Annotated in this window: 11 protein-coding genes; 5 read left to right on the forward strand and 6 right to left on the reverse strand. The window is 39.3% G+C overall.

The window, feature by feature from the left end; genetic code table 11:
- Positions 1-121: 121 nt before the first annotated feature.
- On the reverse strand, positions 122-1,333 hold the full coding sequence (locus tag AC07UV_RS06135; RefSeq protein ID WP_282250918.1) for an alanine dehydrogenase: 1,212 nt from the start codon (positions 1,331-1,333) through the stop codon (positions 122-124).
- A 223-nt stretch (positions 1,334-1,556) separates the two neighbouring features.
- On the opposite strand from AC07UV_RS06135, the gene AC07UV_RS06140 reads away from it, so the two are divergent.
- The 5 genes from AC07UV_RS06140 to ytxJ all read left to right on the forward strand — a co-directional run bounded on the left by AC07UV_RS06140 (position 1,557) and on the right by ytxJ (position 6,025).
- Positions 1,557-3,482 (forward strand): polysaccharide biosynthesis protein, encoded by a 1,926-nt coding sequence (locus AC07UV_RS06140; RefSeq protein ID WP_282256149.1) that lies wholly within the window; start codon positions 1,557-1,559, stop codon positions 3,480-3,482.
- A 77-nt stretch (positions 3,483-3,559) separates the two neighbouring features.
- Positions 3,560-4,231 (forward strand): tetratricopeptide repeat protein, encoded by a 672-nt coding sequence (locus AC07UV_RS06145; protein WP_120261859.1) that lies wholly within the window; start codon positions 3,560-3,562, stop codon positions 4,229-4,231.
- Positions 4,232-4,313: 82 nt separating this feature from the next.
- The gene (ribH, locus tag AC07UV_RS06150) at positions 4,314-4,802 is read left to right on the forward strand and encodes a 6,7-dimethyl-8-ribityllumazine synthase (protein WP_282250920.1); all 489 of its coding nucleotides are present in this window, start codon (positions 4,314-4,316) and stop codon (positions 4,800-4,802) included.
- Between the two features lie 147 nt (positions 4,803-4,949).
- Positions 4,950-5,690 carry a hypothetical protein gene (locus tag AC07UV_RS06155; protein WP_282250922.1) on the forward strand — a complete coding sequence of 247 codons (741 nt, stop codon included), beginning with the start codon at positions 4,950-4,952 and terminating at the stop codon, positions 5,688-5,690.
- A 5-nt stretch (positions 5,691-5,695) separates the two neighbouring features.
- Entirely contained in the window at positions 5,696-6,025 is a 330-nt protein-coding gene (gene ytxJ / locus AC07UV_RS06160) for a bacillithiol system redox-active protein YtxJ (protein ID WP_282250923.1), read from the forward strand.
- On the opposite strand, the gene AC07UV_RS06165 is transcribed toward ytxJ, so the two are convergent.
- The 5 genes from AC07UV_RS06165 to AC07UV_RS06185 all read right to left on the reverse strand — a co-directional run bounded on the left by AC07UV_RS06165 (position 6,026) and on the right by AC07UV_RS06185 (position 13,044).
- On the reverse strand, positions 6,026-6,868 hold the full coding sequence (locus AC07UV_RS06165; protein ID WP_495183044.1) for a cyanophycinase: 843 nt from the start codon (positions 6,866-6,868) through the stop codon (positions 6,026-6,028).
- A 28-nt stretch (positions 6,869-6,896) separates the two neighbouring features.
- Positions 6,897-7,952, reverse strand: coding sequence for an isoaspartyl peptidase/L-asparaginase family protein (locus AC07UV_RS06170; RefSeq protein WP_495183045.1), 1,056 nt, complete (start codon positions 7,950-7,952; stop codon positions 6,897-6,899).
- A 4-nt stretch (positions 7,953-7,956) separates the two neighbouring features.
- Positions 7,957-9,387: a RagB/SusD family nutrient uptake outer membrane protein gene (locus AC07UV_RS06175; protein ID WP_495183046.1), complete on the reverse strand. Its 1,431-nt coding sequence runs from the start codon at positions 9,385-9,387 to the stop codon at positions 7,957-7,959.
- Positions 9,388-9,400: 13 nt separating this feature from the next.
- On the reverse strand, positions 9,401-12,532 hold the full coding sequence (locus AC07UV_RS06180; RefSeq protein ID WP_495183047.1) for a SusC/RagA family TonB-linked outer membrane protein: 3,132 nt from the start codon (positions 12,530-12,532) through the stop codon (positions 9,401-9,403).
- A gap of 101 nt (positions 12,533-12,633) precedes the next feature.
- Positions 12,634-13,044, reverse strand: coding sequence for an RNA-binding S4 domain-containing protein (locus AC07UV_RS06185; RefSeq protein ID WP_282250929.1), 411 nt, complete (start codon positions 13,042-13,044; stop codon positions 12,634-12,636).
- Positions 13,045-13,210 lie beyond the last annotated feature (166 nt).

Raw genomic sequence — 13,210 nt, forward strand, 5'->3', positions numbered from 1 at the left:
TTCATCCCACTATGTGATTATTCATTCATAATTTGTTTTTTAGTTGCATTCATGAACTCGTTTCACTCGGTTTGAATAAATCATGATGGTTTCATCTGTATCATATAATATGAGGTATGCGTTACAGTGAAGAAACTACCAATAAGTCCAAATCTTTTGCCGTCATATTAAATCGGGAAGCCATATCGGCATTGGTTAGGTTGCCTTGGTACAGATAGATTGAACTTCTTATCCCCGGGCTTTTCCAAATCGCATTTTTCAATCCGCCCAATTCTGCAAAGTCCAACAAGATGGACGTGAAAATATTACTCATCGCATAAGTCGCTGTACGAGCGACCCGCGAAGCGATATTGGGAACACAATAGTGAATGACATCAAATTTTCGAAAAACAGGTTTATCATGCGATGTTACTTCCGATGTCTCAAAATTCCCACCTTGATCAATACTGACATCTATAACAACCGAGTTCGGTTTCATCTTTGAAACTGTTTCTTCGGAAATCACACAAGCAGAGCGGCCGTTGCGCGCGCGCAATGCGCCAATAACGACATCTGAACTTATAACTGCTTTATTGAGAATAATTGGTTGAATAACTGAAGTGAATACAAGACTACCAAGATTGTTTTGCAAACGGCGGAGTTTATAAATTGAATTGTCAAATACTTTTACTTGTGCGCCCAGCGCCAAGGCTGTTCGTGCAGCCTGTTCCCCAACTGTGCCCGCGCCTATAATGACGACCTCTGTAGAGGCGACTCCTGTAACACCTCCTAGCATGAGCCCCTTTCCACCGAAAGCATTACTTAAATACTCTCCAGCTATCAAAGTCGCCGTCGCCCCGACAATTTCGCTCATTGCCCGCACCACAGCTAAACATCCTCCCTCATCCCGCAGATATTCATAGGAGATTGCGGTAATCTTCTTATGCATCAGCGCCTTTAACACTTCAACATTCATTAAAGAAGGCTGTTGGGAAGACAAGAGTACTTGCCTCTCTTTCATCAATTTAACCTCAGAAACGGTAGGACTACCAACTTTAATGATCAAATCGGCCTGGTATATTTCTTCACTGGATGACACGATCCGAGCTCCTTGTTCACTATAATGGTGATCCAAAAAATTTGCTCCGGCTCCGGCTCCAGTCTCAATCAATACCTCATGCCCATTTTCGACAAGTAATGCTACCGCCAACGGTGTCAGACATATACGCTTTTCCTGAAGCGAGATCTCCTTTGGAATCCCAATAAAAAGACTTTTCCCGTTCTTTTTCTTCTCAAAAAGCATTTCTTTCGGAGAAATCATGGCCTGACTCGCAAGCTTCCCTAACTCATTCATTTTATTAAATTGACTTTAGTTAAAATTACGATAAATAATTAATCTAATCAAACGAAGATAAAATTGTCATAATACCCACATCGTTGTCGAACCAATAACACAAATCATAGATCTCCTATTACCTTTTGGAACCATTATATGGTGTGGAAGATTAATGCATATAAAGACCATGGGAATGAAACAAAATTATCTACATTTGTCTAAATTAATCAGATATAATACCATGCTAAGTAAAATCAGTATAGTACCCAGATGGATCATTTTTTTATTGGATATTTTCAGTGTCTCTATCGCTTATCTCCTTGCAAACGTCATTTATTATGATTTTAACTTCGATTTTCTCCTTGACATAGATTTCAGCATAAGATATATTCTATTTATAAGTGTCTGCTCCCTCTCATTTTACTTATTCAAGATGTATACTGGGATAATTCGTTACACAAGCGCGATTGACTCCATCCGAATATTATCCACCATAATATTTAGCGTATTCATGCTTTTAATCATCAAATTGATTATTCAAGCAAATGAAATTGAACGGAACATTCCCACGGCATTAATCATCTTTTTTGCGCTCTTCTCATTTTTAATATTAACAGTATATAGAACTATTATTAAAATTTTCTTTCTCTATACAAAAAAGGTCAATGGCACCAGAAAAAAAACCTTGATTTATGGCGCAGGTGATCTCGGTATCGCCGTAAAAAGAACATTAGATCATGATGTTAGATCGAAAAATGCTATAATTGGTTTTTTGGATGATAATGACCAGAAGATCAACAAAGTGATTGATGGAACGAAAATTTATTCATCCAAGAAATTTAATCATCTGATCAATACCTTAAATGTTGAAGAGGTCATTATAGCATCACATAATATTCCTTCAGAGCGCAAGAATGCAATTACTGATATTGCTTTAGAGCGAAATGTAAGTATATTAACACTTCCACCTGTCAAAAAAATCATGAATGGGGATCTTAATCCCAATCAGATTCAAAAAATAAAAATTGAAGATCTTTTAGAAAGGGATCCAATCAAAATCAATGACGATCATATCCTAAACCAAACCAAAGGTAAAAGGATCCTTGTTACTGGTGCAGCTGGATCAATCGGGAGCGAAATCGCCTCACAATTGGGTAAATATGAACCCCAAATGATTATCCTCTGTGATCAGGCGGAATCCCCATTGCACAATTTACAATTGGATTTACAAGACGAATTCCCAAATCAAGTATACCACACTTATATAGCAGATATCAGAAGTACAAAAAGAATGCGTTTACTATTTGAAACATTCAAACCACATTATGTATATCATGCGGCAGCTTACAAACACGTACCTATGATGGAAAACCATCCACTTGAAGCTGTACAAACCAATGTTATGGGTACCAAAAACCTAGCTGATCTGGCGGTGGAATTTCAGGTCGAAAAATTCGTTTTCGTTTCTACTGACAAGGCTGTTAATCCAACAAATATTATGGGGGCAACAAAACGAATTGCCGAAATATATGTACAGGCCCTAAACAATCATTTGGAAAGCTTATCGAATGGTGACGTCAATACCAAATTTATTACCACACGCTTTGGCAATGTCCTTGGCTCAAATGGTTCTGTTATTCCTAGATTTAGAGATCAGATCCAAAAAGGAGGTCCTGTTACAGTAACTCACCCCGAAATTACACGTTATTTTATGACTATCCCCGAAGCCTGCCGACTTGTTCTTGAAGCTGGCGCAATGGGTCAGGGTGGAGAAATATTCGTCTTTGATATGGGTAAATCAGTAAAGATCGTTGAACTTGCCAAGAAGATGATACGTCTTTCTGGATTTAAACCGAATGAAGATATCGAAATAAAGTTTACAGGTCTAAGACCAGGTGAAAAATTATATGAAGAGCTGTTAAACGATCTAGAAAATACCCTTCCGACGCATCATGAGAAAATTATGATAGCCAAGGTCCGTGAAAATAATTATAACATTGTAAGCCTGAAACTAGCGGAATTAAAATTGCGGTTAGCGACTCAAAATAAAAATGAGGTCGTTTATCAAATGAAGCTTATTGTTCCAGAATTTAAAAGTAAAAATTCGATCTATGAACAACTGGATAAAGAAATCGAATTGTCAAATGAGTCCGAAAACAAAAGTTAATTCACTTTAAAATTTGTAAAACACTTGCAAATTTGCTCGAAAAGTGTATTTTTGCAACCATATTTTACTGATTAGTAATGTCTAAAAATACAAATAATACAAATCAAGGTTTGAAACCTTCAAAAGGATCTTTTTTTCAAGATAACCAAAAAAGCGTTGCGTTTATTTTAGGTGGTATCGTTGTATTGATTTTGCTGTACTTTGGATACGAAAAACTCTACTTGCAACCAAGAGCAGAGGAAGCATCGAATCGCATGTATAAAGCCGAGCAGCTTGTTACAATTGATTCTTTACAGAATAAAGCGATTTCAGGAGATGGCGCGTTCCTTGGTTTCAAGCAAATTGCAGACGAATATTCAAACACAAAATCTGCAAATATTGCAAATGCATATTTAGGAGGTCTTTACTTACGTCAGGGTAAATTTGATGATGCTGTAAAAGCATTGGAAAAATATTCCCCTACAGGAAGTCAAATCTTAGACCCACTAGTTATCGGTTTGACAGGAGATGCTTATTCAGAGTTAAAAGACTATAAAAAAGCTGCTGATTATTACAAACAAGCTTCTGAAAAATCGAGCAACTCATACACAACTCCATTATTCCTAAAAAAATTAGGTCTTGTTTACGAAGCACAAAACGACTACAAAAGTGCTGAAACAGCTTACAAAAAGATCAAAACAGATTTCCCAGAAAGCCAAGAGGCTTCTACTATCGATGGTCTATTGGGTAGAGTACAAGCACATTTATAAGAAATCATAAATACACAAAAAAGAGGCTATTTGATAGCCTCTTTTTTTGTGACCATCTAAAATCACTATCTTTGCATCTATTATGGCAAGTAGCATTAAAAATCTATCAGACTTTTCGCATATCCAAGTTGCGGATGCGAGTCCATTCAAATTTGCAATCGTAGTTGCACAGTGGAATGCAGAAATTACTGGTGCACTATTGAACGGTGCTATCTCAGGTTTAGAAAAACATGGTGCAAAAGAAGGCAATATCGAAGTTATCGAGGTTCCAGGAAGCTTCGAACTGACCTCTGGAGCAGATCTGGCCTTGAGAAATCAACGCTTTGATGCTGTTATCTGTCTGGGATGTGTAATCCAGGGAGAAACCCGCCATTTCGATTTTATTTGCCATGCGGTCGCCAATGGCATTTCAAATGTAGGACTGAAGTATAATAAACCGGCTATCTTTGGTGTACTGACTACAGACAACCTTCAACAAGCTTTGGACCGTGCCGGTGGAAAACATGGCAATAAGGGTGAAGAAGCTGCTATTACAGCAATACAAATGGCTACCATCGCTAAAAAATTCTAGTTTGGTATCAATTTTGTCTATTATTTAATCATGAAAAAGTATTCTGGGCCAAAACATAAAAATGCACAAGTACTTTTATTTTAAATAAATCGATTAATAAAATATGATAATATCTTATTAATCGATTTTTATTTTTTAGATATGATTATGAAAACATTATCGAACATACTCTTAGCATTTATGCTATCATTCCTTTCTCTCGGGCATTTATCTGCTCAAGATGATAGCCTGAATAAACAGATCTGGCGCAGTATTGGTGGTCAAGGGAAATGGGATTCCTTACAATATCTCGCTTTCTCGGCAAAGGGCAATACAGTATCGGAAGAATTGTCTAATGAAGAACGTAAATTCCTCTTTAACCGTACAACAGGAGAATGTAGATTCGATGGATTTAGTGGATCTGATCAGGTGACCTATTTATTCAATTTTAAAGGAAACAGCACAGATAAGCTTTTTATAGCAGGCAATGTATCTACTGACGGTCAAGAAATAAAGAAATCCATAAAAAATCAACTTTTTGCAGATTTAAATCTACTGTTGTTACCCACGCTTATAGAGCAAAGAAGTGTTCAGTTTAAAAATCAGGAAGAACGTTTTATTGGCGGGCAAAAATTAACAGTTGCAAGTATTACCTCATCAGGTCAGGTTCTCGGTTCGAAGCTAGACGGTTTAATCTATATAGATCAAAATACGGGTGAGATTACGCGTTACGAATACACTGATAAATCAGAAAAAATCAGTTATGAGGTAAGCAAATACAAAGAAATAGGTGATGGAATACGTCTACCTAGTTTATTTAGCGCTGCTAGCAACGACAAGAGAACCTGTGTATTCTCTTCGATCTCTTCATTTGTGCAAGTCGAGCAAAAGAAATTTAAAGAATTATAATTATTATGATCAATTGGATAGAATTAAATACAGAAGAACAATTACAAGAACTTTATCAATCGGACAAGGTGTCCGCCATATTCAAACACAGCACAACCTGTGGTATCAGTAACATGGCAAAACGCAGCTTAGAACGGATGTCAAATACAGTTGATCAGGAGTATTCTATTTATCTTTTAGACCTGTTGCGCTACCGGGCACTTTCCAATGAAATTGCTCAACGATGGAATATTGAACATCAATCACCGCAGATACTGATTGTCGAAGGCAAAAACAGCCTTTATGATGCGTCACATGGGGATATTCAATTTGACGAAATTGAAAAATACCTATAATTATTTGATCTTAAATATTTTGCCTTCATCATAGGCACTCAATGTAAGATTATCCCAAGTGATCATTCCATTGGATTTTTTCTTTAATCCACGTGGATTTTTGGCTACGATTACTTGGGATTCGCCAACCACTTTTACAGTATTCTGTCGAACTATGATAGCAGTTCCCTCATCAATCCCGATACAGGTCTTGTCAGGGAACTCAGCTAAGGCAGTAAAAAGTCGATTGTATCGACTTCTCTTTACAAAATGCTGATCTATAATCGCGGATTTTATCAATCCCAGACCTTTGGATGTCTCTAAATTTTGATGTTCCAGTCTATTGAAGGTAGGCCGATAAACCGAATCTTTTAATTGATTACCTGTTATCATTGTCTCGCTCATAATAGCCGCACCAGCGCTTGTGCCCGCTATACATGCGCCTTGCTGATAAGCTGCATGAATCGCGTCGAACAATGCTGTATGCTCCACGATCGACATAAAACGATTTTGATCTCCCCCTGTAATATAAATCAGTTTTGCATGGCGTACCGAATCAACTAGCGTCCGATCTTCGGCATCCGATTTCGAAAAATTAATACTGGTGATCTTATTTTTTGTCACTTCCTTGAGTTGATGTACCATGCCTTCTACAGACTCATCGGGGATCGTGGAAGCCATCGGTAAGATCATAATGTAATCCTTTGGCGAAAGCCGAGCTGCTTCGACCAAAGCCTCCATCAGATGTTCATCTTTATGCCCACCACCAATAATGAACAATGTTCCCTTAGGTGAAATTCGCGATTTCTGGTCGGTGAAAGAACACAAAACGACTACTGCAATAATACACAACAACTTTTTCATAACAGCTTCCCTTAGATTATACGTTTGATTACTTATAAATTTCTACTTTTACCGTACCCTCCTTTGTAACCGTCCCTCTATACATTCCTTCGGTATTAAACGGCATGGCGACATGACCTTCTTTATCCATAACAATCATTCCACCATCTCCGCCCATTTTGCCAATCCGATCAATGACAGCTTGACCTGCTTGCCATACATTATCATTTTTATATTCCATTAAGGCCGAAACCGAATATGCAGCTACATTACGAATATAGAATTCACCCCAACCGGTACAGGAAACCGCACAGGTTGCATTATTAGCATAAGTCCCTGCACCAATAATTGGTGAATCGCCAACACGACCAAATTTTTTGTTCGTCATCCCTCCGGTCGAAGTACCCGCAGCTAAATTCCCCTGATTATCCAATGCGACACAACCCACTGTCCCAAATTTATAGTACTTATTAAGGATACCCAAACGGGAACTCTGTTTCTGATCATGATCCAGCTGTGTTTTGGTACTGTCCTCTTTTTTAATTTTTTGTAGGGCATCCCAACGCATTTTGGTCCAAAAGTAAGATGGATCTACCAATTGCAATCCCACCTGTTTTGCAAACTCTTCTGCTCCTTTGCCCACCATCATGACATGTTCCGATTTCTCCATGACCGCACGCGCTGCGGAAATTGGGTTTCTAATGGTTGTGACGCCAGCAACCGCACCAGCAGCTAATGTCTTTCCATCCATAATAGACGCATCCAATTCGTTTTTTCCCGCATTCGTAAATACGGCTCCCTTTCCCGCATTAAACAAGGGAGAATCTTCCATTACATGAATCGCTTGTTCAACGGCATCCAAGCTTGAACTCCCTTGCTTCAATTGGCTATAACCAGCTTGTAGAGCCTGCTCTAAAACCGTTTTATAGGCCTGCTCCATGGAGTCAGTCATATTTTTTTTCAAAATTGTCCCTGCACCACCATGAATTGCCAGAACAAATTGTTCTTTTGTCATGTCTTGCTTCTCCTTTCCGTCATTGTGATTACAGGAAGCCACAACCGCAGCACTTCCAATAATCATGGCTATCATTGCATGTATCTTCATTTTATTATTTTGTATAACCTGGATTTTGCACCATATTTTTGTTGACAAATATTTCATCTGCAGGAATAGGAAAATTGTATTGTGCTTTTGTTGACTCCAACAATAGTGCTCCCGCCGTATTTACAGCATCTTGGGGACCTCTACGAATAGGCATTTTCCTTCTTTTTAAATCAAAAAAACGATGTCCCTCAAATGCTAGCTCCTTGTAACGCTCCGCTAAAATAGCATCAATAAGTTCATCTTTAGAAGCGATCACTCGGTTTTGATAATCTTTGATTCGAGCTTTCCGCAACACGTTCAAATCACTATTTGCTTCATTGAGTTTATTTGTTTCGGCATTAGCTTCAGCCCGAATTAAATACATCTCCCCCGTCCTAAATAATTTCACATCCACAAGACCAGCTGTTGCATCAGCTTCTTTACGGCCCAAATATTTTCCAATCAGATACTGTTGTTTCCCTACTCCCCGATTGGGGTCATCGAGAATATAGCTACCAAAACGTATATCTTTATTCTTATCAAATAGAGCGATCAATTTATTCGAAGGAGTATAAAGAGCTATTTCGCCGTCTTGTCTAAAAAATAGCGCGCCTATAGGTCCTTCGGCAGGAGAATCATCTTCTTTGGGGAGATCTGCTGCTGTCCTACGCAATGAAAAAACCACTTCATTGGAACTCTCATCTGACCATATTTTCGGAAAAGAAGTCCGGTCAGCCAGTGGCTTTGCAGCAATGACTTTCGATGAAGCAGCAATTGCCAGTGGCCAATCTTTTGCATATAAAGCGGCTCTTGCCTGCAATGCATACAAACCCGTTTTAGAAAAGCGGTAAACAGCCTCTTCATCTCCAATTAAGCTCAAAGCCTCATTAATGTCCTTTTGGACTAAACTGATTACTTCGGCAACTGTTTTCCGTGGTGGATGTCCAATTTCAGACTTCAACATATAGGGAATTCCCAATGCTGTGGGCTCATAGCTCGCTGCATAAGCTCTCAAAAGCTCAACATGAGCAAAAGCACGGACTGCAAGCAATTCGCCTTGATAATGCTTTTTCGTATCAGCATCCACTTTCTCCAATTTTTCCAGTCCTGCCAAAGCGCGATTCGCACGATCTATGACTACATAGTACTCACCAAAAGCACTCGTCACCGATGAACTTGAGGCTGTATATTGCCAACGATAAGCACTAACATTTCCAACCGTATTTTCCAATGGATAAATTGCTTCGTCCGATACAACTACACTATTTCCAATGAGTGTGTAGGTCATACCAGCATAAGCACCTTTGATGGCCATATCGATATCATCCAGATTACGGTAAGCCTTTTCGGGATCAATCGTATCTGAAGGTTTTAGATCTAATTTATTACAGGAATAGAACGTCGACAAACCCACAGTAAAGAGGCCGATTATTAGTATATTTTTAAATGATTTCATTGCCGTAGTCTTTTTAAAAATTAACACTGAATCCCGCTGTATATGTTCTCGGAGCAGGATAGTTAAAACGGCTGATCCCTTCACTATTTTCGGGATCAAGCCCTCGCCAGGACGTCCAGGTCAATAAATTTTGTCCCTGAAAGAAAATTCGGGCTCCTTTAATTACCTTTTGATCCCCAAACAATGTTTTCGGAAACTGATAAACTAAATTGACATTTCGCAATCTGAGGAAAGAAGCATCCTGGATATCTTTGGATGTATATTCGCGTGGTACATCAATCCGCTGTAAAATGGTATTGTCTCCCGGTTGCTTCCAGCGATCAGTAAGCATGCGTATACTTTGGTTACTCGTCATATAACCTGAATTTTCATTATAAAAATCCTCGTTATTCCAACGGCTAACATCACTCACAAATGCAAACAAAGCATCCAACGAGAGGTTTTTCCAGCGGACAGTTGTATTAAATCCGCCAACCCATTTTGGAAACATACTGCCAGATTTTGTAACGGCCTGTGAAGTTTCATCGTATTCGGTTGTTATACTACCATCGCGGTTATAATACTGCGCATCGCCAGTCTGGGGATTAACCCCTGCCCACTCAGGCGCATAATAGGTACCATAGGGCAATCCAACTCGCATAATCCGTGTATCTCCATCTAAAACCTCGGTCAATGCATCAGAAAGATATAATATGGTATTTTTATTATAGGAAGCATTGACCCCTAAAGTCACCCCCCAATCTTCCCTCTTAATAACATCACCGGATAAGCTCATTTCCAATCCCCTATTACGCATCTTGCCCGTGCTCAATGGTAGTTTACGATCCAAGAATCCCGATGTCAAGGAAATCGGCTGATCGAAAAACATATTCTTGGTTATTTTATTATAATAATCCATGGCAATACGAAGCCGCTTTGATGGAAAAAGCTCCATATCAAATCCGGCATTGAATTCATCCACATATTCCCAGTCATAATTCGGATTTCCGGGATCATAAGGACGAATGGCTGTTTCACCACCATAGGTAATGTCCTTTCTAAAAGTTGCTAAGTAATTGAAATCACCGTTGATTGTACTGGCCGTGGTACCATAACTGGCCCGTAGAGATAGGCCTTGTATGAATTCATTGGATTTCAAGAATTCCTCTTCCTTGATATTCCAATTTGCACCGAAGGAATAGAAACCATGCCAACGATTCGCCTCCGCTACACGGGAAGAGCCATCATAACGATAACTTGCCGTCAACGAATAACGATTGTCATAAGTATACCTTCCCAAGGCCATATACGAAGCCAACGCATATTTAGTACGCCCACCCAAAATTGCTGGTAAATAGGTCGGACTTACTGTTACACCATTCGGATTTTCCGGTAGACGGCTATCAATACCGTAACCTTTGTATCCAAAGGCGCGGTTACGTCGATATAAATATTCAAAATAAGCTGAGAGCTCCAAATTATGCTTTTCGTCAAAAGTATTTTGATAGGTTAATCCGGTGGTACTGATCACATTGGTAGACCGGAGATTGTCTTCTGCGAATAATCCCTTTCCACCAAGTGTCGGATCCCGATCCCGTGATCCGTAATAAGAATCAGGGTTGATATAATCTTGGCCGGTAGTCGTGTTATAGTCTATACCCAATCGCGTGTGGGCTTTTAAGGTCGGTAGTAATTGATAATTTAGATTGAGGCCAACATTGGTATTAAATAACTCAGAAGAACTACTTGAGTTGAGTAAACGTTCCAATCCGGCACTCCCTTCGCGCTGATCCAAAATAAAGTAATCGTCTTCATTACCAAAATGAATGAGCGTTCCGTCTGGTGCATACGGATATTCATAAGGTAGTGCATAATAAACCGATGCCATAGACGATCCCACACGTGAAGCTCCTACACCTTCAGTAAATTTCGAATTTGTATACCCAAGGGTCACATTTACACCTCCTGAAAGCTTCCCTTTATCAAAATCTACATTATTTTTCAAGGTATACCGATCAAGACCAGATCGAATGGCGACCCCCTCCTGTTTATAGTATCCCGCACTGCTATAAAACCGTACATGCTCCCCGCCTCCACTGACATTTACCTGCTGATCCATAAACTTTCCATTGCGAAAGAAGTAATCACGCCAGTCAACATTTATTCCTCTCAAACTATCCAAAATTTGAGCTGCTCGAGCTTTATAAGCTGAAGTTCCGCCCGCTACGTCAGGATTTTTAGGTGAATAAGTCCATCCAGGACCTATGCCTTCATTGTTATCTGGATCGACAAACGCCCCCAATTCTTCTTCAAATTGCAAACGTTGCTGTGTATTCATCATCTGGAATTTTGGTCGTGTCAGTTTGGAAAGACCATATTGAGAGTTAAAATTCACCGTTAACTGACCTGATTTACCTTTTTTTGTCGTGATAACAATAACACCGTTTGAACCTCTGGATCCGTATAAAGATTTTCCTGTTGCATCACGCAATACATTGACAGATTCAAAATCATTCGCACTAAAATTCTTCAGTTCAGATGTGGCAATAGGAATTCCATCGATCACATACAGAGGATCCGAAATACCATTGATGGAACCAATCCCCCGGATAACAACAGAAGCAGTAGCACCAGGTTGTCCTGAACTAGCCATTACACTCATCCCCGGAACACGCCCCTGTAGCATTTGGTCAACAGAAGCCATAGGTACTTGTTCCAGATCTTTTGCTTTTACTGTGGTGGAAACATTGGCGGACTGTTTTTTGGAATAATTCGTATATCCTGTCACTGTCACATCCTCCAACACCGTGCTCTTATTTGCCAATACAATCGTTAGCGGCCCCGAACCACTGACAGTATTGCTCTGTCGGTCATAGCCCACAGAGGAGAACTCCAATTGATCCCCCTGTTTTGCAGCAATACTGAAATTGCCATCTGGAGTTGACTGTGCAGTTGTTCCAGCTGTCAAATTTCTGACAGTGACTCCTCCTATGCCTTGCCCCTTCTCATCAAGAACTTTTCCTCGAATAGTTTGTTGCAACAGTACAAATGAATTTCCATAATTGGCAAATGAGATGGATTTGCTTCCAGTCTTGGCAATAGTTGGTGCTAGGTTTAGGCTAAGCGCTAGTGTCATCAGCGCTTGTGCGTGCATGCTACCTCTCATAAATATCTACATTTTTGGTCAGTGTTAAAGCATATCAATATGGATAACTTTACTTAACCTAAAATGCAAATAATTATCGAACAAATGAAATGTTTTTTGCCTTATTCATCTTCTTTGTCCCACCAGTCTGAAGCCTGTAAATCATCTATTTCACGACGATCTTTCTTCGTAGGTCTTCCCGTTCCGCGGTCTCGCTTAAGCACAGGTGCCTGAAATACCGATTTGTAGCCTACAGTCTCTTCTACAGGGGTTTGATCTTCATAAAACTGAACAGCAGTTTTTGCATCCACCCGCCGATCAAGAAGACCGATCACTTTAACAACTTTCTTTTCGATTCCTTTTTGGATATGATAGACATCGCCGATCTTAACTTCGTAAGAAGGTTTAATATTTTGACCGTTCAACTTGACCCGTCCCGCCTTACAGGCTTCGGTTGCCAAAGTTCTTGTTTTAAACAATCTTATCGACCATAAATATTTATCAATTCTCAATTTTTCTGATGCTGCAGCCATAGTGCAAAAATAGTTATATTAGCAAATTATCGTGGTATTCCCACCGAAAATTAACATATTTCCCCTATACCTAATTTCTTCATGGCAGGGGAGAGAACGATAAAGTTGCTTTTAAATGCAACTTTATCTAAGTTTGTACATCAAAATAAACAAATTCAAATAAGCA

The sequence above is a fragment of the Sphingobacterium sp. GW821-FHT03E03 genome (assembly GCF_059420745.1).

What these genes read in the sequence shown, in the direction of transcription:
- AC07UV_RS06135 (WP_282250918.1), bottom strand. Translation starts at nt 1,333, where the DNA reads ATGAATGAGTTAGGGAAGCTTGCGAGTCAGGCCATGATTTCTCCGAAA.
- AC07UV_RS06140 (WP_282256149.1), top strand. Translation starts at nt 1,557, where the DNA reads ATGCTAAGTAAAATCAGTATAGTACCCAGATGGATCATTTTTTTATTG.
- AC07UV_RS06145 (WP_120261859.1), top strand. Translation starts at nt 3,560, where the DNA reads ATGTCTAAAAATACAAATAATACAAATCAAGGTTTGAAACCTTCAAAA.
- ribH (WP_282250920.1), top strand. Translation starts at nt 4,314, where the DNA reads ATGGCAAGTAGCATTAAAAATCTATCAGACTTTTCGCATATCCAAGTT.
- AC07UV_RS06155 (WP_282250922.1), top strand. Translation starts at nt 4,950, where the DNA reads ATGAAAACATTATCGAACATACTCTTAGCATTTATGCTATCATTCCTT.
- ytxJ (WP_282250923.1), top strand. Translation starts at nt 5,696, where the DNA reads ATGATCAATTGGATAGAATTAAATACAGAAGAACAATTACAAGAACTT.
- AC07UV_RS06165 (WP_495183044.1), bottom strand. Translation starts at nt 6,868, where the DNA reads ATGAAAAAGTTGTTGTGTATTATTGCAGTAGTCGTTTTGTGTTCTTTC.
- AC07UV_RS06170 (WP_495183045.1), bottom strand. Translation starts at nt 7,952, where the DNA reads ATGAAGATACATGCAATGATAGCCATGATTATTGGAAGTGCTGCGGTT.
- AC07UV_RS06175 (WP_495183046.1), bottom strand. Translation starts at nt 9,387, where the DNA reads ATGAAATCATTTAAAAATATACTAATAATCGGCCTCTTTACTGTGGGT.
- AC07UV_RS06180 (WP_495183047.1), bottom strand. Translation starts at nt 12,532, where the DNA reads ATGAGAGGTAGCATGCACGCACAAGCGCTGATGACACTAGCGCTTAGC.
- AC07UV_RS06185 (WP_282250929.1), bottom strand. Translation starts at nt 13,044, where the DNA reads ATGGCTGCAGCATCAGAAAAATTGAGAATTGATAAATATTTATGGTCG.